The sequence below is a fragment of the Actinomycetospora succinea genome (assembly GCF_004363095.1).
GTDB lineage: Bacteria > Actinomycetota > Actinomycetes > Mycobacteriales > Pseudonocardiaceae > Actinomycetospora > Actinomycetospora succinea.
In genome coordinates this window covers 226,233-246,767 of record NZ_SNYO01000004.1, presented here as the reverse complement: position 1 = coordinate 246,767, position 20,535 = coordinate 226,233, and the positions used below count along the sequence as shown (strand labels likewise).

Annotated in this window: 21 protein-coding genes; 9 read left to right on the top strand and 12 right to left on the bottom strand. The window is 75.1% G+C overall.

From position 1 onward, the window contains the following. Positions 1-325: 325 nt before the first annotated feature. A complete protein-coding gene (locus EV188_RS16325) occupies positions 326-2,002 on the top strand; it encodes a sensor histidine kinase (protein WP_133827343.1) in 1,677 nt (558 codons plus the stop codon). Here the strand turns inward: EV188_RS16325 and EV188_RS16320 are convergent. After that, positions 1,926-2,654: a response regulator transcription factor gene (locus EV188_RS16320; protein WP_133827342.1), complete on the bottom strand. Its 729-nt coding sequence runs from the start codon at positions 2,652-2,654 to the stop codon at positions 1,926-1,928. The genes EV188_RS16325 and EV188_RS16320 overlap by 77 nt on opposite strands. A 139-nt stretch (positions 2,655-2,793) precedes the next feature. Here EV188_RS16320 and EV188_RS16315 point away from each other — a divergent pair, with 139 nt between their 5' ends. Beyond that, positions 2,794-4,230, top strand: a complete 1,437-nt coding sequence (locus tag EV188_RS16315; RefSeq protein ID WP_133827341.1) for a cation:dicarboxylate symporter family transporter — start codon at positions 2,794-2,796, stop codon at positions 4,228-4,230. Positions 4,231-4,311: 81 nt separating this feature from the next. On the opposite strand, the gene moeZ is transcribed toward EV188_RS16315, so the two are convergent. The 3 genes from moeZ to EV188_RS16300 form a co-directional block, all read right to left on the bottom strand. Next, positions 4,312-5,487 carry an adenylyltransferase/sulfurtransferase MoeZ gene (moeZ, locus tag EV188_RS16310; RefSeq protein WP_133827340.1) on the bottom strand — a complete coding sequence of 392 codons (1,176 nt, stop codon included), beginning with the start codon at positions 5,485-5,487 and terminating at the stop codon, positions 4,312-4,314. 94 nt (positions 5,488-5,581) lie between these two features. Next, complete coding sequence (locus EV188_RS16305) at positions 5,582-6,421, bottom strand: DUF3152 domain-containing protein (RefSeq protein WP_133827339.1); 840 nt, start codon at positions 6,419-6,421, stop codon at positions 5,582-5,584. 236 nt (positions 6,422-6,657) lie between these two features. After that, positions 6,658-7,818, bottom strand: a complete 1,161-nt coding sequence (locus tag EV188_RS16300) for an alpha/beta fold hydrolase (RefSeq protein WP_133827338.1) — start codon at positions 7,816-7,818, stop codon at positions 6,658-6,660. Between the two features lie 268 nt (positions 7,819-8,086). Here EV188_RS16300 and EV188_RS16295 point away from each other — a divergent pair, with 268 nt between their 5' ends. Then, entirely contained in the window at positions 8,087-8,668 is a 582-nt protein-coding gene (locus EV188_RS16295; protein ID WP_133827337.1) for a TetR/AcrR family transcriptional regulator, read from the top strand. Between the two features lie 47 nt (positions 8,669-8,715). On the opposite strand, the gene EV188_RS16290 is transcribed toward EV188_RS16295, so the two are convergent. Beyond that, complete coding sequence (locus EV188_RS16290) at positions 8,716-8,946, bottom strand: DUF3107 domain-containing protein (RefSeq protein WP_133827336.1); 231 nt, start codon at positions 8,944-8,946, stop codon at positions 8,716-8,718. A 70-nt stretch (positions 8,947-9,016) separates the two neighbouring features. Next, positions 9,017-9,697 carry a ferritin-like fold-containing protein gene (locus tag EV188_RS16285; protein ID WP_133827335.1) on the bottom strand — a complete coding sequence of 227 codons (681 nt, stop codon included), beginning with the start codon at positions 9,695-9,697 and terminating at the stop codon, positions 9,017-9,019. A gap of 300 nt (positions 9,698-9,997) precedes the next feature. Between EV188_RS16285 and EV188_RS16280 the strand changes: the two genes are divergently transcribed. From EV188_RS16280 to EV188_RS16265, 4 genes are read left to right on the top strand one after another with little or no spacing between them, the layout of a single operon-like run. Further along, positions 9,998-11,740: a DEAD/DEAH box helicase gene (locus EV188_RS16280; RefSeq protein ID WP_133827745.1), complete on the top strand. Its 1,743-nt coding sequence runs from the start codon at positions 9,998-10,000 to the stop codon at positions 11,738-11,740. Between the two features lie 10 nt (positions 11,741-11,750). Then, entirely contained in the window at positions 11,751-13,088 is a 1,338-nt protein-coding gene (locus EV188_RS16275) for an Rv3212 family protein (RefSeq protein ID WP_133827334.1), read from the top strand. A 45-nt stretch (positions 13,089-13,133) separates the two neighbouring features. Beyond that, on the top strand, positions 13,134-14,132 hold the full coding sequence (locus EV188_RS16270; RefSeq protein WP_243741749.1) for an alpha/beta fold hydrolase: 999 nt from the start codon (positions 13,134-13,136) through the stop codon (positions 14,130-14,132). After that, positions 14,132-14,962: an oxygenase MpaB family protein gene (locus EV188_RS16265; protein WP_133827333.1), complete on the top strand. Its 831-nt coding sequence runs from the start codon at positions 14,132-14,134 to the stop codon at positions 14,960-14,962. The genes EV188_RS16270 and EV188_RS16265 overlap by 1 nt, the downstream gene beginning before the upstream one ends. A gap of 10 nt (positions 14,963-14,972) precedes the next feature. On the opposite strand, the gene EV188_RS16260 is transcribed toward EV188_RS16265, so the two are convergent. Genes EV188_RS16260 through EV188_RS31630 form a run of 5 tightly spaced genes read right to left on the bottom strand, consistent with a single transcriptional unit; the run spans position 14,973 to position 17,992 of the window. Next, the gene (locus tag EV188_RS16260; RefSeq protein ID WP_133827332.1) at positions 14,973-15,506 is read right to left on the bottom strand and encodes a hypothetical protein; all 534 of its coding nucleotides are present in this window, start codon (positions 15,504-15,506) and stop codon (positions 14,973-14,975) included. Continuing rightward, the gene (locus tag EV188_RS16255) at positions 15,503-16,369 is read right to left on the bottom strand and encodes a RecB family exonuclease (RefSeq protein ID WP_133827331.1); all 867 of its coding nucleotides are present in this window, start codon (positions 16,367-16,369) and stop codon (positions 15,503-15,505) included. Before EV188_RS16255 ends, EV188_RS16260 begins: the two co-directional genes overlap by 4 nt. Before the next feature lie 29 nt (positions 16,370-16,398). Then, complete coding sequence (locus EV188_RS16250; RefSeq protein WP_133827330.1) at positions 16,399-17,256, bottom strand: PHP domain-containing protein; 858 nt, start codon at positions 17,254-17,256, stop codon at positions 16,399-16,401. A gap of 10 nt (positions 17,257-17,266) precedes the next feature. Then, positions 17,267-17,818 carry a PH domain-containing protein gene (locus tag EV188_RS16245; protein WP_133827329.1) on the bottom strand — a complete coding sequence of 184 codons (552 nt, stop codon included), beginning with the start codon at positions 17,816-17,818 and terminating at the stop codon, positions 17,267-17,269. 15 nt (positions 17,819-17,833) lie between these two features. After that, positions 17,834-17,992, bottom strand: coding sequence for a hypothetical protein (locus tag EV188_RS31630; RefSeq protein ID WP_166659921.1), 159 nt, complete (start codon positions 17,990-17,992; stop codon positions 17,834-17,836). Between the two features lie 108 nt (positions 17,993-18,100). On the opposite strand from EV188_RS31630, the gene EV188_RS16240 reads away from it, so the two are divergent. Then, complete coding sequence (locus EV188_RS16240) at positions 18,101-18,595, top strand: NUDIX hydrolase (protein ID WP_133827328.1); 495 nt, start codon at positions 18,101-18,103, stop codon at positions 18,593-18,595. Here the strand turns inward: EV188_RS16240 and EV188_RS16235 are convergent. Next, positions 18,552-19,067, bottom strand: a complete 516-nt coding sequence (locus EV188_RS16235) for a MaoC family dehydratase (protein WP_133827327.1) — start codon at positions 19,065-19,067, stop codon at positions 18,552-18,554. The two genes, EV188_RS16240 and EV188_RS16235, sit on opposite strands and share 44 nt — an antisense overlap. Positions 19,068-19,370: 303 nt before the next feature. On the opposite strand from EV188_RS16235, the gene corA reads away from it, so the two are divergent. Continuing rightward, a complete protein-coding gene (corA, locus tag EV188_RS16230) occupies positions 19,371-20,465 on the top strand; it encodes a magnesium/cobalt transporter CorA (protein ID WP_133827326.1) in 1,095 nt (364 codons plus the stop codon). Positions 20,466-20,535: the final 70 nt, after the last annotated feature.

Genomic DNA, 20,535 nt, shown 5'->3' with positions numbered 1-20,535 from the left:
CACCGCCCTCGGGCAGGCCCTTCCGTGCCGCCTCGTCCCGCGGTGTCCGGTTCGTCCCCGGCTCCTCCGCCACCCCTGCGTCGTACGGACCCTGAGCAGGGAGGCGATGACCACACCGGTGCCCCACGCCGCCCGGGCGTCCGCCGCGGTGGAGGCTCCGGGAGCCGCCCCGCGACACGCCGTCCGGGAGCGGTCGCGGCCCGCCGAGGAGCGCTCTCCGCGCCCTCTCGACGGTGGCGGAGCGTGATCAGCAGGGATCGTCGCGCTCCGCGACCGGATCGAGGGCTCGCTTGCGCCCCGCGACCGCGGACGCGACGGTCAGCGGGTGAGCTCTCCGCTGCCCGGGACCCGCCGCGGCTCGTCCCTCGTGCGCAGGCTGCTCGCGCTGGAGATCGCGACGGTGGTCCTCGCCGCGGTGATCGCGGGCGGGGTGAGCGCCTGGAACACGCGCGAGACGATCGAGCACGACGCCGCCGACAAGATGGTCGCGGTGGCCGTGACGCTGGCGTCGTCGCCCGGTCTCGCCGACGCGGTGGCCACGCGCGACGTCCCGCGCGTCCAGGCGGCGGCCGAGACCACGCGGGCCGGCACCGCGGTCTCGTTCGTGACGGTCATGGACCCGGCCGGCACGCGGCTGAGCCACCCCGAGCCCGCGCGGATCGGCGAGACCTACCAGGGCACCTTCCTGCCCGCGGCCGCCGGCGAGACGCTGGTCGAGACGTTCCCGGGCACCCTCGGGCTCTCGGTGCGCGCGATCGTGCCGGTCCGGGACGCGGGCGGGACCGTCGTCGGCATGGTCGCCGCCGGGCAGCTGCGGGTGCAGGTCGCCGACCGGATCGCCCGCGAGCTCGGCATCCTCGCGCTCGCGGCCGCCGTGGCGATCGCGCTCGGGGTGGGGCTCGCGATGGTGGCCGCCAACCGGGTCAAGCGTGACACCCTGGGCCTCGAGCCGCGCGAGATCACCGCGCTGCACCGCCACCACCAGGCCGTCATGGCCGCGATGCGCGAGGGCCTGCTGGTGCTCGACGCCGACTCGGGGCGGGTCGTCGTGCTCAACGCCGAGGCCGCACGGCTGCTCGGCCTGCCCGCGGCCCTGGAGCCGTCGCGCGCCGCCGGACCGACCCTCGACGAGCTCGGCGTCGACCCCGCCCTGCGCGAGCGCCTCGCCGACCGCTCCCCCGTCACCGACGAGACGATGCTCGTCGGCGAGCGCCTGCTGCTGCTCAACAGGACGGAGCTGGAGGGACCCGCCCCCGACATCGTCCTGACCCTGCGCGACCGCACCGAGCTCGAGGCGATGACCCGCGAGCTCGACGACGCCCGCTCGGTCACCCGCGCGCTGCGGTTCGCCGCGCACGAGCACGCGAACCACCTGCAGGCGGTGTCGACGCTCATCGAGCTCGGCGCCCAGGACGATGCCCGCGAGCTCGCCCAGCGCTGGACCCGCGATCTGCTCGCCACCGGCGACGACGAGCTGCGCGACCGGCTCGCCGACCCCGCGCTCGCGGCGCTCGTGCTCGACAAGGCCGCGGACGCCCGCGACCGGGGCCTCGAGCTGCGCGTCGGCGAGGGCACGGCGCTCACCGAGGCCGAGGTCGGCGACGAGCAGGCCTCGACCGACCGCGTCACGGTCGTCGGCAACCTCGTCGACAACGCCCTCGACGCCGCCCTGGAGAGCGCGCACGCGGGTCGGGGCGGGGTGGCGGAGCTCGACGTGCACGCCGTCGCGGGGGCCGAGGTCATCCGGGTCGCCGACGACGGTCCCGGGCTCGCGGACCCGGACGCGGCGTTCGAGCCCGGCTGGTCGACGAAGGCCCGCGGGTCGGGCGAGCGGGGGCTCGGGCTGGCGCTCGTGCGCCGCGTGGTCGACCGGCGAGGGGGCACCGTCGAGGTCGTCCCGGGCGCCGAGGGCCGCGGGACCGTGTTCACGGTGACGCTGCCGCCGGTCCCGTCCCCGGAGGATCAGCGCTCGCCAGCCGGTAGCCCACCCCGCGCACGGTGACCACCGCGCCGGGCGCGTCGAGCTTGCTGCGCAGGGCGGCGACGTGGACCTCGAGCGAGTGCAGCCCCGCGTCGAGCCCGGGGTCGTCGGGCGCGAGCCCCCAGACGTCGTCGAGGAGGTCGGCGCGCGAGACGACGGCACCGTCGCGGCGGGCCAGCGCGGCGAGCAGGTCGAACTCCTTGCGCCGCAGGCCCACCTCGCGCCCGGAGACCTCGACGACGCGGCGCGACAGGTCGATGCGCAGCGGGCCGACCTCGACCACCGGGGCGACGACGTGCCCGGCGCTGCGGCGCAGCACGGCCTCGATGCGGGCGGTCAGCTCGTCGATCGCGAAGGGCTTGACGACGTAGTCGTCGGCGCCGCTGCGCAGGCCGAGCACCCGGGCCTGCTGGTGGCCGCGCGCGGTGACGGCGATGATCGGCACCGTCGAGCGGGCCCGCAGGCGACGGCACACCTCGACGCCGTCGAGGTCGGGCAGCCCGAGGTCGAGCAGCACGATGTCCGGCGGGTCGGCGACGGCGTCGGGACCCGTGACGGCCTCCAGGGCGGCGGCGCCGGTCCCGACGGGGGTGACGCGGTAGCCCGCCGCGCGCAGCGCCGCGCCCAGCGCGTCGCGCACCGCCTCGCTGTCCTCGACGAGGACCACCTTCACGCCGTCCCTCCTTTCCTCAAGTCATCCCCAACTCCCCGCCATCGATCTCGCACGGAGGGTGATGCGCGCTTAACCTCACCGCCCAGGTGAGACCCACGCCACCCCATGGCGGGGAACCGCGGGCCGGAAGGAGACATCGATGTCGACCCAGGAAGCGACCGCTCCCCCACCCGGGGGCGGCGGTGCCGCACCGAAGCGGAGCGCGGTGTGGACCCAGCTGTGGTTCTGGGTGGTGATCGGGATCGCCGCGGGCGTCGTGGTCGGGCTCGCCGCCCCCGACTTCGCCTCCGAGCTCAAGTTCCTGCCCGACATCTTCATCCAGCTCATCAAGATGATCACGGCGCCGGTCATCTTCTGCACCGTGATCGTCGGGATCGCCTCGATCGGGAGCCTCGCGGCCGCCGGCGGCATCGCGGCCCGCGCGCTGGCGTACTTCCTGCTGATGACGCTGGTCGCGCTCGGCCTCGGGCTGATCGTGGTCAACATCGTCAAGCCGGGTGCCGGCTTCCCGCCGATCCCGCCCGACCCGGAGACGCTCGCCGAGGCCCAGGCGGACGTCGCCAGCGGCTCCCAGGGCGGGGGCGCGCTCGAGTTCATCGAGAACACCCTGCTGCCCGACAGCTTCGTCGGCCCGTTCGTCGAGAACGAGATCCTGCGCGTGCTCGTGCTGGCGATCCTCGTGGCCGCGGCGACGTCGATGCTGGCCCCGGCGCTGCGCAAGCGCGTCGTCGGCGGCATCGACCTGTTCGCCAAGGTCATCTTCGGCATGATCCGCCTGATCATGTTCCTCGCGCCGATCGCGGCGTTCGGCGGCATCGCGTACACGGTCGGCGCCCTCGGCGGCGAGAGCCTCGGCAACCTGCTGGCGCTGATGCTGACGTTCTGGGGCACGTGCGCGCTGTTCGTGGTGGTGGTGCTCGGCGCCGTCTGCGCGCTCTCCGGGTTCAACGTGTTCAAGCTGATCCGGATGATCAAGGACGAGATCCTCATCATCGTGGGCACGTCCTCGTCGGAGACCGTCCTGCCGCGGCTGCTGGCCAAGCTCGAGTCGGCGGGCGCGTCCCGCTCCACGGTCAGCATGGTGCTGCCCACCGGGTACTCGTTCAACCTCGACGGCACCTGCATCTACCTGACGATGGCGGCGCTGTTCATCGCCCAGGCCGGCGGGCAGGACCTGCCCTGGGGGGTCCAGCTCGGCCTCGTGGCGCTGATGCTGCTCACGTCGAAGGGCGCGGCGGGCGTGTCCGGCGCCGGGCTCGTCACCCTCGCCGCCTCGCTGCAGGCGTTCGGCGGCGAGTTCTACACGACGGAGTCGATCGCCATCGGCATCGCGATCATCGCCGGCATCGACCGCATCATGAGCGAGGGCCGCGCGCTGACCAACGTCATCGGCAACTCCGTGGCGACGATGGTCGTCGCGGGCTGGTGCGGCGAGCGCGACGACGAGCGCTTCCACGCGGCGCTCGACGACCCGTCGCTCGTCCGCGACGCGATCGAGCAGGAGACCCACCGCGGGGACGACGAGGAGGACGACACCTCGGCCGACCGCACCCCGGCCACGGCCGGCGCGCACTAGGCACCCGCCCCGGAACGAACGAACGCGCCGTTCGCTGCTTCTAGCGCAGCGAACGGCGCGTTCGTTCCGTGCGGGGGTCGCTCAGTAGGTCGGCAGCGTGGTGTCGACCTGCTGCGCCCAGCCGGTGACACCGCCACCGACGTGGACCGCGTTCGAGAACCCGGCGTTGTGCAGCGCCGAGAGCGCCTCGGCCGAGCGCACGCCCGACTTGCAGTACAGGATCGTCTGGCGGTCCTGCGGGATCTCGGCGAACGCCTCGCCCGAGAGGATCTTGTCCTTGGGGATCAGCTTGGCGCCGGGGATCCGGACGATCTCCCACTCGTGCGGCTCGCGGACGTCGATGAGCTCGAACTTGTCGCCCGCGTCGATCTTCTCCTTGAGCTCCACCGCCGTGATGGTGTGACCGGCCGCGGCGGAGTGGGCCTCGTCGGACACGGTGCCGCAGAAGGCCTCGTAGTCGATCAGCTCGGTGATCTCGGCGGCGTTCGGGTCGCGCCGGATCTTGACCTCGCGGTACTCCATGTCGAGGGCGTCGTAGACCTTGAGGCGGCCCAGCAGCGTGTCGCCGATGCCGCAGATGAGCTTGATGGCCTCGGTGACCATGATCGAACCGATCGACGCGCACAGCACGCCCAGCACGCCGCCCTCGGCGCACGACGGGACCATGCCCGGCGGCGGGGGCTCGGGGTAGAGGTGCCGGTAGTTCAGGCCCTGCCCGTTCGGGGCGTCCTCCCAGAACACCGACACCTGGCCCTCGAACCGGAAGATCGAACCCCAGACGTACGGCTTGCCCAGCAGCACGGCCGCGTCGTTGACGAGGTAGCGCGTGGCGAAGTTGTCGGTGCCGTCGAGGATCAGGTCGTAGTCGCGGAAGATGTCCAGCGCGTTCGACGAGTCCAGCGGCGTCTCGTGCAGGTTCACCGTGACGAACGGGTTGATCTCGGCGACCGACTCCTTGGCCGACTGCGCCTTCGACTTCCCGACGTCCGACTGGCCGTGGATGACCTGGCGCTGCAGGTTCGACTCGTCGACGACGTCGAAGTCGACGACCCCGAGGGTGCCCACGCCGGCGGCGGCCAGGTACAGCAGCGCCGGGCTGCCGAGTCCGCCCGCGCCGACGACGAGCACCTTGGCGTTCTTCAGGCGCTTCTGCCCGTCGACACCGACGTCGGGGATGATCAGGTGGCGGCTGTAGCGGGCGACCTCGTCCTTGGTCAGCTCCGCGGCCGGCTCCACCAGGGGCGGCAGGGATGCCATGACGGCACTCAACTCCCTATCACTTCGTTCGTCGGGTCCTCACGACGTGCAACCGCCGCGGCACCCACCATGTTCCCTGCCGGTGACGCGCGCGTCAGCCGGCGGGCGTCACGGCACCCTGTGGATAGGGCCACGCGTTCGGCCGGCAGACCTTGCCGTCGCGCGGGATCTGGGTGCCCTGCGGGTTCTCCTCGGTGAGCTGCGCGAGGTAGTCGTTCGCCGTCCCGAAGCTCTGCTGCATCATGATCGGCGCGAGGCCGCCGGTCTCGGGGCACGGCACGTGCGGGTTGTCGAAGACGTGCCCGACCTCGTGGTTGATGGCGTACTGGCGGTACAGGCCGAGCTGGCCCTCGAACGCCGCGGCGCCGCGCACCCAGCGCGACCCGTTGATGAGCACACGCCCGATGTCGGACTTCCAGCACGAGGCCTCGTAGCGCAGCGAGTAGCCGCACTGCCCGCGGATGGTCAGCTGGGCCGAGAGGCTGACGCGGAAGTCGGGGACGCCGGCGTCGATGCGCCGGACCGCGATCTGCCCCGACCCGATCCAGCTGCGCGGGTCGGTCAGGGTCGCGTCGACGGCGGTGGCGTAGGCCTGCTCGCCCTCGGGGACGACGATCCCGTCCTCGACCTCGACGGTGTACGTGTAGACGCGCCCCGTCCCGGCCTGCGGCGTCGTGCCCGGGACGACGTGCCAGGAGCCGCTGCCGGTCACCGGGAAGGCGCCGCCCGCGGGCAGCTCCGCCGACGGGATGTCGACGTTCTGCCCGGCGCCGCGCGGGGCCTCGGTGACGACCGGCGAGGGGCTCGCGGACGGGGGCGCGAGCAGGGGCGAGGCCGAGCCCGCGTCACCGTCGGGCGAGACCGCCTCGACGACGGCGAGCACGGTGAGCACGACGAGCGCCGGGATCACCCACGTGCGCCACGACCGCAGCACCGACGAGCCGGGACCGCGCCCGCCCGGGGGCCGCGACCGGCCCCACCCGGGCCCGGGCGCGCTGCGCGCCCGCGTCGGGCCGCTGCGGGAGGAGGACCGGGGCCGGTCCCGGAGCGCCGTCGTCGAATCGGGACGTCCGGGACGTTTCGCCCGACCCTCGCCGCCCGCCGGCGACGCGTCGGAGGAGGAGTCGGCCGGTGCCTCCTCCCCGTCGGCGGGGCGCCTGGCCGGCCGGGTCACACGGGCACTGTGCCATACGCCCCGGGCCGGACCACGCCCAGCGGCAGGCGGTGTGTCCAGGCGCGGGCGCGGTCCGCGGTGATCGTCCGGACCGCGGGCTCGGCCGCGGGCCACGACCCGTCGGCGGCCGCGTCGAGGAGGCCCAGCACCGCGCGGGCGACGGTCTGCGGGCGCTCGATCTGGGCGACGTGGCCCACGTCGGGCAGCCGCAGCAGACGTCCGGCGGGCAGCGCGGCCGCGGTCTGGGCGGCGCGGTACACGCCGACGAGGCGGTCGAGCTCGCCCCACACGACCAGCGTCGGGACGGTGACCCGCGCGGCGGCCGTCCAGAGCGACCGGGGCGAGCCGGACCGGGGCGTGAGCCAGGTCCCCAGGAGCCCCAGGAACGAGTGGTGCAGGGCCTCGGGGGCCCAGGCGAGCCCGGCGCGCTCCTCGGCCTCCTCCGCGGCCATGGCGAAGGCGCGGTCGCCGACGCGCCTCGGGTCGGCGTGGCAGAGCGCCATCGTGCGGGCGAGGCGCTCGCGGGGCGTGCGGGCGTCCTGCTCGGCACGGGCACCGGCGCCCAGCAGCGGCAGCAGGGCCAGCGCCGCGCGCCGCCCGCCGAGACGCGAGGGCAGCGGGCGGAAGTCGGGCATCGCCGGACTGACGAGGGTGAGCGTGCGCACGAGGTCGGGGCGCTGCGCGGCCGCCAGCAGCGACACCGCCCCGCCGAGCGAGTTGCCGAGCAGGTGCACGGGCCCGCTGCCCCGGCGCCGCAGGTCCTCGAGGTAGGCGGTGAGCGTCGCGGCGTGGGCCGCGGGCCGGTAGTCGCCGGACGCCGGCGGCGGCGTGCGCCCGAAGCCGGGCAGGTCGACGGCGAGCCCGCGGCAGCGCGCCGACAGGGCGCCCGCGAGCTCGGTCCAGTTGTTCGACGAGCCGCCGAGACCGTGGACGTAGACCGCCGTCTCACCGGCGGGCCCGGGGGTCTCGCGGACGTGGAGGGTGGTGTCACCGACCGCCACCTCGCGCCCCGGCCAGTACGGCGTCGGGGCACTCGCGTCACCCGTCGGGCCCAGCGCCGTGACGTCCGCGAGCGGGGGCTCGGGCGACGTGCGGGTGTCGTCGGGGCGGACGGGCCGGAACACTCCGGTGGACGGCACGGGGCGGCGGACGATCACCGGTCCATGATGCGGTGTCCTGCGGACGACGTCACGGTGTCCCCCCGGTGAACGACGGGCGTCACCGGACCCGTGGCGGCGGACGCGGGCCCCGCGGCGGGAGAGATCCGGCGTGGCCGACCCGCACGGATGTCACCCGATGGGTAGGGTCGTGCGTTCGAGGCGGCCGAGACCGGTGCCGCCACGTGATGCGGACTTGGGGGCGGGGGCATTGAGCGGGCAGGCGCGCCTTCCGGACAGCCCGGGCGTCGCCGCGGGCCGGCCGCGCATGACCCGGTCCGCGCGCCGGGCGCAGCTGCTCGAGGCCGCCCGCGAGGTGTTCGGGTCCCGCGGGTACCACGCCGCGGCCATGGACGAGATCGCCGAGCGGGCGGGCGTCAGCAAGCCGGTGCTCTACCAGCACTTCCCCGGCAAGCTCGACCTCTACCGGGCGCTCGTGCAGGGCGCGGCGGACGACATGGTCCGCACGGTGCGCGCGGCCATCCGCTCGACCACCGACAACAAGGCGCGCGTCCAGGCCACCATCCAGGCCTACTTCGACGTCGTGTCGTCCCGCGACGGCGCGATGCGCCTGGTGTTCGAGACCGACACGCGCGCGACGCCGGAGATCGCCGGGCTCGTCGACCGCGCCACGTCGGACTGCATCGACGCCGTCACCGAGGCCGTCACCACCGACGCGGGTCTCGAGCCCGAGCGGGCGCGCCTGCTCGCGGTGGGTCTCGTCGGCCTGTCGACGACCGCCGCGCGCTACTGGCTCGACGCGGGCCTCACGCCGCCGCGCGAGGACGCGATCACCCTGATGTCCCAGCTGGCCTGGCGCGGCATCGGCGGCTTTCCCCGCCAGGAGTGAGCGCCGGGGCCCTGTCGTTCCAGCAGCCCCGGCGCCCGACCGTGTCCCTAGCTCCCGACCCCGAACCCCACGCGGCGGCCCTCGGAGGGCGCGATCTCCACGTAGGCGATGCGGGCGGCGGGGACGACGTACCGGCGGCCCTTGTCGTCGGAGAGCACGAGGGTGCCGCCGCTCGAGGCCAGCGCCGTGTCGACGAGCCCCTGCACCTCGTCGGGCGTCTGGTCGCTCGCGACCACCAGCTCGCGTGGGCTCTCCGCCACGCCGATCTTGACCTCCACGCGTTCCTCCGCTCGGACCGGTGCTCTGTGCCCGCGCGAGGTTAGTCCACCGGGCGGCCGAGGGTCGCCGTCACAGCCCGAGCGCCGCGAGCCGCTTGGTGTGGCGGGACTTCAGCGCCTTGAACACCACCGCGCGCCCCGTCCCGCCGAGCAGCGCCGCGGCGGCCTGCGGGTGCTCGTCGAGCACCTCGGCGGCCGCGGCCAGGGTCTCGCCCAGCAGCCGCCGGCCCCACATCGCGAGCCGCCCGCGGGTCTGGTCGTCGACCGCGACCTCGCGGACCGCCCGCTCGGCGAACGCGTCGAACCCGCTCTCGCCGCCGGCCTCCCGGCCCGCGTCGGGGCCGCGCAGGAGCTCGCCGCCCGGGGCGTCGGCGGCGCCGGTGGCCGCCACCAGGTCGACGGCGAGCGTGCGCCCGACGTAGGCGCCGACGAGCGCCTCGCCCCAGTCGCGGGACGCCGTGCGGGCCGCGAAGGAGTCGAGCACGGGGGCGAACGGCGCCATCGACGTGACGAGGTCCACACCACGGGAGTCGAGGTGCTCGCGGATGCGCTCGACGTGCGCCATCTCGACCGCGGCGAGCGCGGCCATCTCGGCGCGGCCGGTGAGGTCGGGGGCGAGCGCGGCGTCCGCGGCGAGCCTGGTGAAGGCGGTCAGCGCGCCGTAGGCGACCGCTCCGAGCAGGTCGACGGGCGGGTCCTGCGCGGCCGTCGGCGCGGTGGGGGCGGGGCGGCCGCTGTCGTGCTCGGTCACGGGCGCTCACCCTAGGGGCACCCCAGGCACCCGGCGGTGACGCGGCGGTGAAGGGTCGCCCGGTATCATCACGGTGTCCCGCGGTGGCATGCACCGTCGCCGACCGGCCTGGTCGCCGTCGTGCGCCGCGAGACGCACCCGAGCGTGCGGGCGCCTCTGCCGGCTCTCCCGCGTCCGGTGACGGTGGGCAGCGCTCCGACGAAGGAGCGGGCTCCGGCTCCAACCGTGCATCGTCGCCGACCCCGGACGTGGTCGAGCAGCTGTCAAGCCTCGCGCGCGAGACGCGAGAGAGGCAGACCCCTGACCACCATCACTCCCGACAACCCCACCGACGAGGAACCGGTCGCCGAGCCGCTCAAGGCCGGTGCCCCCGTCACCGAGGACTCCCCCACCTTCGCCGAGCTCGGCGTCGACCCCGCGATCGTCAGCGCGCTGGCCACGGCCGGGATCGAGCGCACGTTCGCGATCCAGGAGCTGACCCTGCCGCTGGCGCTCGCCGGCGAGGACGTCATCGGCCAGGCCCGCACGGGCACCGGCAAGACCCTGGGCTTCGGCGTTCCGCTGCTGCAGCGCCTCGGCGCGCCGGGCGACGGCACGCCGAAGGCGCTCGTCGTGGTCCCGACCCGCGAGCTCTGCGTCCAGGTCGCGAAGGACATCGAGGGCGCCTCGGCCAACCTCGGCACGCGCGTCGTCTCGATCTACGGCGGACGCCCCTACGAGGGCCAGATCGCGGCGCTGCAGCGCGGCGTCGACTTCGTCGTCGGCACGCCCGGCCGGCTGCTCGACCTGGCCCAGCAGGGCCACCTCGTGCTCGCCAAGGTCGGCGGGCTGGTGCTCGACGAGGCCGACGAGATGCTCGACCTGGGCTTCCTGCCCGACGTCGAGCGCATCCTCGGCATGCTGCCCGAGCGCCGCCAGACGATGCTGTTCTCGGCCACCATGCCGGGGCCGATCATCACGCTGGCCCGCACGTTCCTCACGCAGCCGACGCACATCCGCGCCGAGCAGGTCGACGCCAGCGCGATCGGCGAGAAGACCGCGCAGTTCGTCTACCGCGCCCACGCGCTGGACAAGGTCGAGCTGCTCGCCCGCACCCTGCAGGCCACCGACCGCGGCCCGACCATGGTGTTCACGCGCACCAAGCGCACCGCGAGCAAGGTCTCCGAGGAGCTCGCCGAGCGCGGCTTCGCCGTCGGCGCCGTCCACGGCGACCTCGGCCAGGGCGCCCGCGAGCACGCGCTCAAGGCCTTCCGGGACGGCCGCATCGACGTGCTGGTCTGCACCGACGTCGCCGCCCGCGGCATCGACGTCACCGGCGTCACGCACGTCATCAACTACCAGTGCCCGGACGACGCCAAGACCTACATCCACCGCATCGGCCGCACCGGCCGCGCGGGGCTCACCGGCATCGCGGTCACGCTGGTCGACTGGGACGATCTCCCCAAGTGGAAGATGATCTCCGACGACCTGGGCCTCGGCGCCCCGGAGCCGCCGGAGACCTACTCCAGCTCGCCGCACCTCTTCGCCGACCTCGGCATCCCCGAGGGCGCCACCGGCCGCGTCGCGCGGCGCCGGCGGCCGGCCGAGGAGGAGGCCGAGGACGGCCCGAAGCGCGAGAGCGGCGGCCGGGACCGGTCGCGCGGGCGCTCGCGGGGCGGCCGCGGCGACGGTGAGGCCGCCACGGAGTCCGCCTCCGAGGCCACCGACGACGAGGGCGGCGAGGGCGGCGGCCGCAAGCGCCGCTCGCGCTCGCGCACCCGGCGCCGCAACGGCGAGGTCGTCTCCGGGTCGGAGGACGGTGCCGCCGGGGACACCGCGACCGACGCCGCGACCGACTCGGCCGACACCGCCGAGAGCACCGACGCCGGCGCCGAGCGCCACGAGGAGTCGACCGGGAACGGCGAGGCCGGCGAGAACGGCGGCCGTCGCCGTCGTCGCCGCCGCGGCGGGCGCGGGTCCGGCGCGTCGCGCGGGTCCGACGGCGCCGAGGCCCCGAAGGACACGCCCGTCGAGGCGTCGCCCGCGGCATCGACGACCGAGTAGCACCCCGCCGGTGAGCTCGCCGACGTCGGCCCGCCCGTCTCCCGGGTCCACGGACCCGGGGGACGACGGGCCGTCACGCCGCCGCCTGCCGCGTCCCGAGCGCCGCACCCGCGGCGACCTCGTGGCGATCGCGATGCTCGCGGTCGCCGCGGTGGTGGGCACCCTGCTCGTCCTCGCCTCCGGGGACGCGCAGGACACCGAGCTGCAGTCCGACGGCCCGCCGTTGCAGCCGATGCCCGACGGCCCGGTGCCGACGGCGCTCGCCGAGGCGTGGCGGGCGGAGAGCCCGGCCACGCCGGCGCCGCTGGCCGTGGGCCCGGCCGTCGTCACCGGCGGCCCGGACGGGGTCGTCGGCCACGACCCGGTGACCGGCCGCGAGGCGTGGCGCTACGCCCGCCCCGAGGCGCCGTGCACCGTCGGGTCCGGCTTCGGCGACGTCCTCGCGGTGTACCGCACGGACGGCGCGCTGGGCACCTGGTGCTCCGACGTGGCCGCCCTCGAGCCCGACACCGGCGCGCGCGGCCCGTCGCGCAACGCCGACCTGCGCGAGGGCACGCGGCTGCTCGCCGACCGCGACCACGTCACCGGCACCGGCGCCGACCACGTCGAGGCCTGGCGCTCCGACCTCGTGCTCACCACCGAGGCCGGCCGCATCCCCACGCCCGTGCAGCCGCCCGACGCGCAGCCGCGGGCCGCGTGCACCAACGGCTCGATCGCCGTCGGCGGCGGGAACATCGGGATGATCCAGCGCTGCCCCGGCGACGACTCCGACCGCCTCACGGTCCTCGACGCCGACCCGCAGAGCTCGGAGAAGCCCGAGGAGCGCTCCAGCACGCTGCTCGGCGTGCGCGGCGCCCGGCTCGTCGCGCTGACCGACCAGCGGGCGGCCTGGGCGGCGCCGGACGGGACCCTGCACGTCGTCGGCACCTCGGCCGACGCGGAGACGCTCGTCCCCGAGACCGTGTTCCCCCTCGGCCCCGCGGCCGGCCCCACCACCGACCCGCCCGACCTCGCGGCCACGGTCCGCCCCGTCGGACCGGTGCTGCTGTGGTGGACGGGCACGGCGACCGTCGGGCTCGACGCCGGCGACCTGCGGCCGCGCTGGACGCTGCCCGGGACGCTCGGGGCCGGCGCCGCGTGGCCCGGGAGCGCGCCCGCCACCGTCGCGTTCGTGCCCGTCCCGAACGGGCTCGCGGTGCTGGACGCGGCCACCGGCACCCCGCGCGGCGCGACCATCCCGGTGCGGCGCGACCTCGCGCCCGGCACCCCGGTCGCCCTCGCCGCGACGGGCACCACGCTCGTGGAGCTGCGCGGCTCGACGGTCGTGGCGCTGCGGCCGCCGGGCTGACCGCGCACACCCCCGGACCGGCGCCGATGGGGCAGACTCACCGAGGTGGGCCGCCCCGAGACTCCCGCCGACCACGGCACCGGGTCGTCGGGCGCCGCCCGGCCCGCCACGACCGCGCCGCCCGACGCCACGCCCGTCACGGTGTCCGCGGGCCCCGGGGAGGCCCAGCGCCACCCCCACGGTGCCCGACCCGTCACCGTCGCGTCGTCGCTCGGGCCGCTCGCGGCACTGCGCGCCGACCCCGACGAGTCGGCCTCGGTCGGCGGGCCGCCGGCGGTCGCGCTCCTGCTGCCCGGCTACTCCGGGTCGAAGGAGGACTTCGCGCCGCTGATCGACCCGATCGCGGCGGCCGGGATCGGGGTGCTCGCGCTCGACCTGCCCGGCCAGTACGAGTCGCCCGGCCCGGCCACCGAGCACGAGTACCGGCCGGCGTCGCTCGGTCCGGTGATCGCCGGGGTGGTCGCCGAGGAGTCCGAGGCGGGGCGGCGGGTGCTGCTGCTCGGGCACTCGTACGGCGGCCTCGTCGCCCGCGCCGCCGTCCTGGTCGGGGCGCCGGTGCGCGGGCTGACGCTGATGGACTCGGGGCCCGGCGAGCTGCCGATGGGCCGGCGGCGCACCGACCTCGACGTGCTCGAACCCGTGCTGCGCCGCCGCGGCGTCGACGCCGTCATCGCGCTGCGCGACGCCGGCGGGCACTGGTCGTCGACCCACCCGCACGTCGTCGAGCTGCTGCGCGAGCGGCTGCGGCGCTCCGCCCTCCCGGGCCTGCTCGGGATGGGCGACGCGCTGCGCTCCGAGGACGACCGCACCGCCGAGCTCGTCGCCGCCGTGCGGTCGCGGCGCGTGCCGTGCCTCGTCGTGTGCGGCACCGACGACGACGCGTGGCCGGTGAGCATGCAGCGCACGATGGCCGACCGGCTCGAGGCCGAGTTCGCCGCCGTCCCCCACGCGGCGCACGCCCCGAACGTCGAGAACCCGGCGGCGCTGCTCGACGTCCTCGTGCCGACGTGGCGGACGTGGCTGCGGGACGACATCCTCGGGTGATGCTCCCGCCCGACCCCGCCGACGGCTACTTCGGTCCGGGCAGCATGACCTGGCGGGTGCTCGCCGACCCGGCGGCCGGCGTCGGCGGGGTGTCCGCGCTCTTCCTGCAGGCCCTGCACCCGCTCGCGATGGCGGGGGTCTCGGAGCACTCGGACTTCGACACCGCCTTCTGGCCGCGCCTGCAGCGCACCGCCGAGTACGTCATGACGGTGACCTACGCCGACCGCGAGCGCGTCGACGCCGCCGCCGCGCGCGTGCGCCGGGCCCACGAGTTCGTGCGCGGCACCGACCCCGTCACCGGCCGTCCCTACGCCGCGGGCGACGAGGAGCTGCTGCGCTGGGTGCACGTCACCGAGGTCAGCTCGTTCCTCGGGGCGGTGCGCCGCGCCGGAGCGTCGATCAGCGACGCCGAGGCCGACGCGTTCTACGCCGAGCAGGTCGTCGCCGCGCGGCTGCTCGGGGCGGGCGACGTCCCGGCGAGCAGCGCCGAGGTCGCCGACTACGTCGCCGACGTCCGGCGGGACCTGCGCGCCTCCCCCGTCAGCCGGGCTGCGGTGCTGCGCCTGCTCGTGCCGCCGATGTCGCTGCGCACCACGCTGACCACCCCCGCCCGCCCGGCGTGGACCGCGGTCGCCGCGCTCGGCTTCGCGCTCCAGCCCCGCTGGGCGCGCCGCCTGCACGGTGTCCCGGCCGTGCCGACCACCGACCTCGGCGCCACCCTGACCCTGCGCGCCCTGCGCACCGCCGTCCTCGCCCTGCCCGAGCACTGGCGCCACGGCCCGATCGCCCGCGACGCCCTGGCCCGCGAACGCGCGGTCGCCGTGCCCTGAGCGACCCCCGCTACCGCCACCACACGATCGCGAGGACCAGGAAGAGGATCACCGGCACCGACGCCGCGGCGACGACGGCCACGACGGGCGAGGTGCGGCGGTGGGCGGCGACGGCGGTCGCGGCGACCGCGGCGGCGGCCCCGACCAGGTGCCCGATCACCGTGTCCGCGCCCGGACCCGGCCCGCCGAGGAACCACGGCGCCACGACGACGACCACCGCGAGCACCACGAGCCCGCCCGCGAGCACCCGCGCCAGGGCCACGAGCCGGCGCCGGGTGCCGACGAGGCGCTCCGGGCGCTCGGGTCGGCGGGGGAACGAGCCCGTCGCGAACCCGCCGGGCGGGGTCGGGCGCCCGGCGCCGCGCGAGCGCTCCCGGCGCGTCGCGGCGCGGGGCACGCCCGCCGGCGAGGTCCAGCGCCCGGGCGGGACGAACGAGCCGGTCGAGGTCACGCCGGGCTGTTCGTCGCCGTGGGGCGGCGTCGGTGCGTGGGGCGACCAGGAGTGGGGCGGCGTCGGGCCCGGGTCGCGCTCGGCCGAGCTCACGGCGCGAGCCCCGCCCACGCCGCGTCGGCCGGGGCGGCGGCGCGGCCCTCGGGGCAGTGCCGCCGGACGTCGCAGGCGCCGCAGCGGGGCCCGGGGGCGGGCGGGAAGAGGTCCTCGGCGCGCCGCGGGTCCGCCTCCAGCTCGTCCGCGGCGGCGCCGAGCGCCACGGCGGCGGCCTCCGCGCTCTCGCGGTGGGCGGCGAGGCTCGCGTCGTCGTGGTCGGCGGTGGCGATCGTCGCGCTGGGCAGGTGGTGCAGCTCGACGCGGTGGCACGGGCGCCGCAGGGTGCGCCGGGCCGCGAGCACGTAGAGGGCCAGCGCGGGCGAGCGGCGGGCGTCGTCGGCGTCGGGGACGTGGCGCCCGGTCTTGTAGTCGACGACGACGACCTCGGGTCCGGCGGAGCCGTCGCGCTGGTCGAGGCGGTCGGCGCGGCCCTCGGCGACCATGGCGCCCACCGGCGCGGACAGCCAGCGCTCGAGCCCCACCACCTCGCCCGTCGGCTCCGGTGCGCCGTCGACGGCGTGGCGCAGGGCGTAGTCGGCGACCCAGGTCCGGGCGCGCTCGCGGTAGGTGGCGACCTGGGCGTCGTCGCGGAACCCCTCCGAGGACCAGTGGCGGTCGACCTCGAGGGCGGCGCGGGCCGCGGTGCGCCGCGCGGACGGCTCGCCGAACACCGCGTGCAGCGCGTTGTGCACCACCGCCCCGAGCGTGCTCGCGGCGCGCGGACCGCCGCGCGGCGGCGCCGGGCGGTCGAGGTAGGTCAGGCGGTACCGCCGCCGGCAGTCCTGCCACGTGGCGAGACGCGACGGCGTCACGCGGACCAGGCGGGCGGGCATGCCGTCCAGACCCAGCTGCATGCTCATCGCCCCCCACCCTAGGCGGGTGCGGGGGCTCAGCCCGCGAGCACCTCGGCGCCCGTCGCGCGCCCCACGATCTTCTCGAGCTCCCCCGCCGCGGTCGTCTCCACGGCGATCCCGGTCGCCTTGTTCGTGCCGTGGTAATCGCTCGAGCCGGTGACCAGCAGCCCCGTCCCCGCGGCGATCTCCCGCAGGGCCGCGCGGTCCTCGGGGGCGTGGTCCGGGTGGTCGATCTCGACCCCGTCGAGGCCCTTCCCGGCGAGGTCGCGGATCACCGACGCGTCGACGCACGGGCCCCGCCGACGCGCGAACGGGTGCGCGAACACCGCCACCCCGCCCGCGTCCCGGATCAGCGCGATCGCCGTCGCGATCGGAGTGTTGTACTTCTCGACGTAGTAGGGGCCGTCCTTGCGCAGGAGCTCCTCGAACGCCTCCGGGACGCTCCCGACGACGCCCGCGTCGACGAGCGCCTGTCCGATGTGGGGACGGCCGGCGGGCGAGTCGCGGGGCAGCCGCGCCAGCAGCGCCTCGCCGTCGACCGGCAGCCCGCCCGCGGCCATGCGGTCCCCCATCGCGCGCACCCGCTCCCGCCGCGAGCCCCGCACCCGCTCCTGCTCGGCGACGATCGCGGGGTCGGACGGGTCGAAGATGTAGCCCAGGAGGTGCGCGGTGACCGTGCCGCCCCGGCCGTCCGGGCTCTCGGTGGAGAACTCGGCGCCGCGGACCAGCGTCAACGCCGGTGGCCGCGCCGCGGCCGCCTCCGCCCAGCCCGCCGTCGTGTCGTGGTCGGTCAGCGCGAGCACGGTGACGCCCGCGCCGGCGGCCGTCGCCACGAGCTCGGTCGGGCTCTCGGTGCCGTCGGAGACGGACGAGTGCGTGTGGAGGTCGATCACCCGGCGAGTATCAGCGCCGGCGGGCGCGCGCGCCGCCGAAGCCCGAGCCCGGCAGCGTGTACGAGCGGGTCTGGCGCTTGTCGCCGAACACCAGCTCGGAGATGGCCTCGTAGACCTCTTCGGGGTCGGGGAGGAAGTCGATGCGGTTGAGCGCCTGGATCTGACCGGCCGACTCGATGACCATCGTCCCGTAGCCGAGCATGCGGCCGTTGAGCGTGCGCTCGAACGTCAGGTCGGTGACCTTGGTCAGCGGCATCATGCCGACCTGGTGGGTGAAGATCCCCTTGGTCAGCATCACGCGCTTGTCGGTGACGACGACCTTCTCGACCCACCACTCGCTGACCTTGTAGCTGGTCTTGAGCAGCACGAGCAGCGCGCCGTACCAGAACAGGTTGTCCAGCACGACGTTCTGCGGCAGGAACGCCGCCCCGAGCGCGAGCAGGACGAACAGGATGACGGCCTGCAGCACCTCGCTGACGATGACCGCCCAGTGGCGCCGGAAGCGGATCACCCGCCGCTCGGTGGGCAGGACGTACTCGTCGACCTCGCGGGGTGCCAGCACGTCGGGCCTCCGGACCTAGAACAGCGCGCGGATGAATTGCACCACCGATGCTGCCGCATCGCCCAGGATCGTGAGGATGCTCAGCACCAGATCGGCCGAACCCTGGGGTTGGGAGATGACGAAGAAGAGCGCGAACGCGACGCCCGCGATGATGCCGATCTTCTTCGCGTTCACCAGGTGTCCCTCGCGGTGGTCGTCGCCGTGGTCGTGAGCAGTATGGGTCGTCCGTGCCGAGACGGGCAGCGGGCGACCCGGGTGATACTAGTGTGATCTCGTGTGACGATGGGTGACCCTGGGGCGCGTCGCGGCGCGTCGCCGGACACGTCCGGGGACATCCCGTGCGTCGGGGGGATCGTCACCGACCCGGATGGCCGACTCCTGCTGATCCGCCGCGCCCACGACCCCGAGGCCGGACGCTGGTCGCTGCCGGGCGGGAAGGTCGAGCCGGGCGAGTCCGTGCGCGCGGCGACCGCCCGTGAAGTCGCCGAGGAGACCGGCCTCGAGGTCGCCGTCGGCGAGGAGGTCGGGCACGTGCGCCGGCCAGCGCCGGACGGACGGGTGTTCGCGATCCACGACTTCCGCTGCCGCCCGCTCGATCCCGCCGCCGCACCCCGGGCCGGTGACGACGCCGCCGACGCCCGGTGGGTCGACGGCGCCGCCTACGCCGCGCTCGACGCCGCCGGCGAGCTCGTCTCCGGGCTCACCGTGGCGCTGCGCGGGTGGGACTGTCTCCCTAGTCCTTCTGGGGCACAGGACGGCGGGGCTGCTCGGCGGTGAAGGCCTCATCCGTGCCCTCGGCCGCCGGACGCTTGGGCACCATCACCTTGCGCCGGTAGATGCACACGACGACGCCGTCCTGGTTGTAGCCGATCGTCTCGACCTGGACGACGCCCCGGTCGTTCTTCGACGACGACTCCTTCTTGTCCAGCACCGTCGACTCGCCGTAGATCGTGTCGCCGTGGAAGACCGGCTTGACGTGCCGCAGCGACTCGACCTCGAGGTTCGCGATCGCCTTGCCCGACACGTCGGGCACCGACATCCCGAGCAGCAGCGAGTACACGTAGTTGCCGACGACGACGTTGCGCCCCTGCTGGCTGCCCTCGGCGTAGTGGGCGTCGAGGTGCAGCGGGTGGTGGTTCATCGTGATCAGGCAGAAGAGGTGGTCGTCGTACTCGGTGACCGTCTTGCCCGGCCAGTGCTTGTACGTCGCTCCGACCTCGAACTCCTCGAAGTACCGACCGAACTGCACGGATCCGCCTCCTGAACGTCTGTGGTCTTGTCGGCGCCGAGCCCGGGACGTGTGACGCCGGGGACCGACAGCGCCGACGGCGGCCGTTAGGATGGCGGATCGTCCGAGGTCGTGTCGCGCGAGACCAGGGAGGTGAGACGTGGACGACTCCTACACCAGGGCCGACGCCCTGCCCCCGAGTACGGGCCGCGTCCCCTTCCCGGTGACGACCGGGCGCTGAGCGCCCGCTGGGTACTCCGGGAGGGACGCGGTGGCTGAACCGCCTCGAGCCCCCGTCACACCGTCCGGTCCCCGGAGGTCGTCATGCCTTCCCTGCCCACGCTGCGCAACGCCGGAGCCCGCGTGATCCGCCCGGGCCGCCCGCGCACGCAGGATCCGCGGGTCCCCCACGTGCCGCTCGCGGCGTTCGTCGTCGACTGCGCGGTCTACATCGACGGCAAGCGCCTCGAGGGCCGCTGGACCCACCGCGACGCGATCGACGAGGTCCGCCGCCGCGAGGAGGGCTTCGTCTGGATCGGGCTGCACGAGCCGGACGCCGAGCAGATCCAGGACATCGCCGAGGTGTTCGGGCTGCACCCGCTGGCCGTCGAGGACGCGGTGCACGCCCACCAGCGCCCGAAGATCGAGCGCTACGACGACATGCTGTTCTCGGTGTTCAAGACCATGCGCTACGTCGCGCACGCGTCGCCGACCACCGCGAACGAGATCGTCGAGTCCGGCGAGCTCATGGTCTTCCTCGGCAAGGACTTCGTCGTCACGGTCCGCCACGGCCAGCACTCCGGCCTGCGCCGCGTCCGCCACAACCTCGAGGCCGACCCCGAGCACCTCGCGCAGGGCCCGGCGGTCGTCCTGCACGCGGTGGCCGACCACATCGTCGACGCCTACCTCGACGTCTCCCAGGGCGTGGAGGGCGACATCGACACGATGGAGACCGAGGTCTTCGCCCCGTACACCGAGGTCGGCGCCGAGCAGATCTATATGATGAAGCGCGAGGTCCTCGAGCTGCGGCGGGCGGTGACCCCGCTCGTGACGCCGATGCGCCGCCTGACCGAGGGCTACTCGCCGCTCGTGCCGTCCGAGGTCCGCAGCTACTTCCGCGACGTCGACGACCACCTCGCGACCGTGGCCGAGCGCGTCGCCTCGTTCGACGAGCTGCTGACGACGCTGGTCGACGCGGTCCTGGCCAAGATCACGCTGCGCCAGAACAACGACATGCGCAAGATCACCGCCTACGCCGCGCTGCTCGCCGTGCCGACCATGCTCGCCGGCATCTACGGCATGAACTTCGACTTCATGCCCGAGCTGCACTGGGAGTTCGGCTACCCCGCCGTGATCCTGGCGATCCTGCTGATCTGCACGGTGCTGTGGCGGACCTTCCGCCGCAACCGCTGGCTGTAATCGGGAACCGGACAGAACCGTCGGAATCGTCGGTGGCATTTGTCCCGTTCGCGGTCGTTGCATCCCGAAA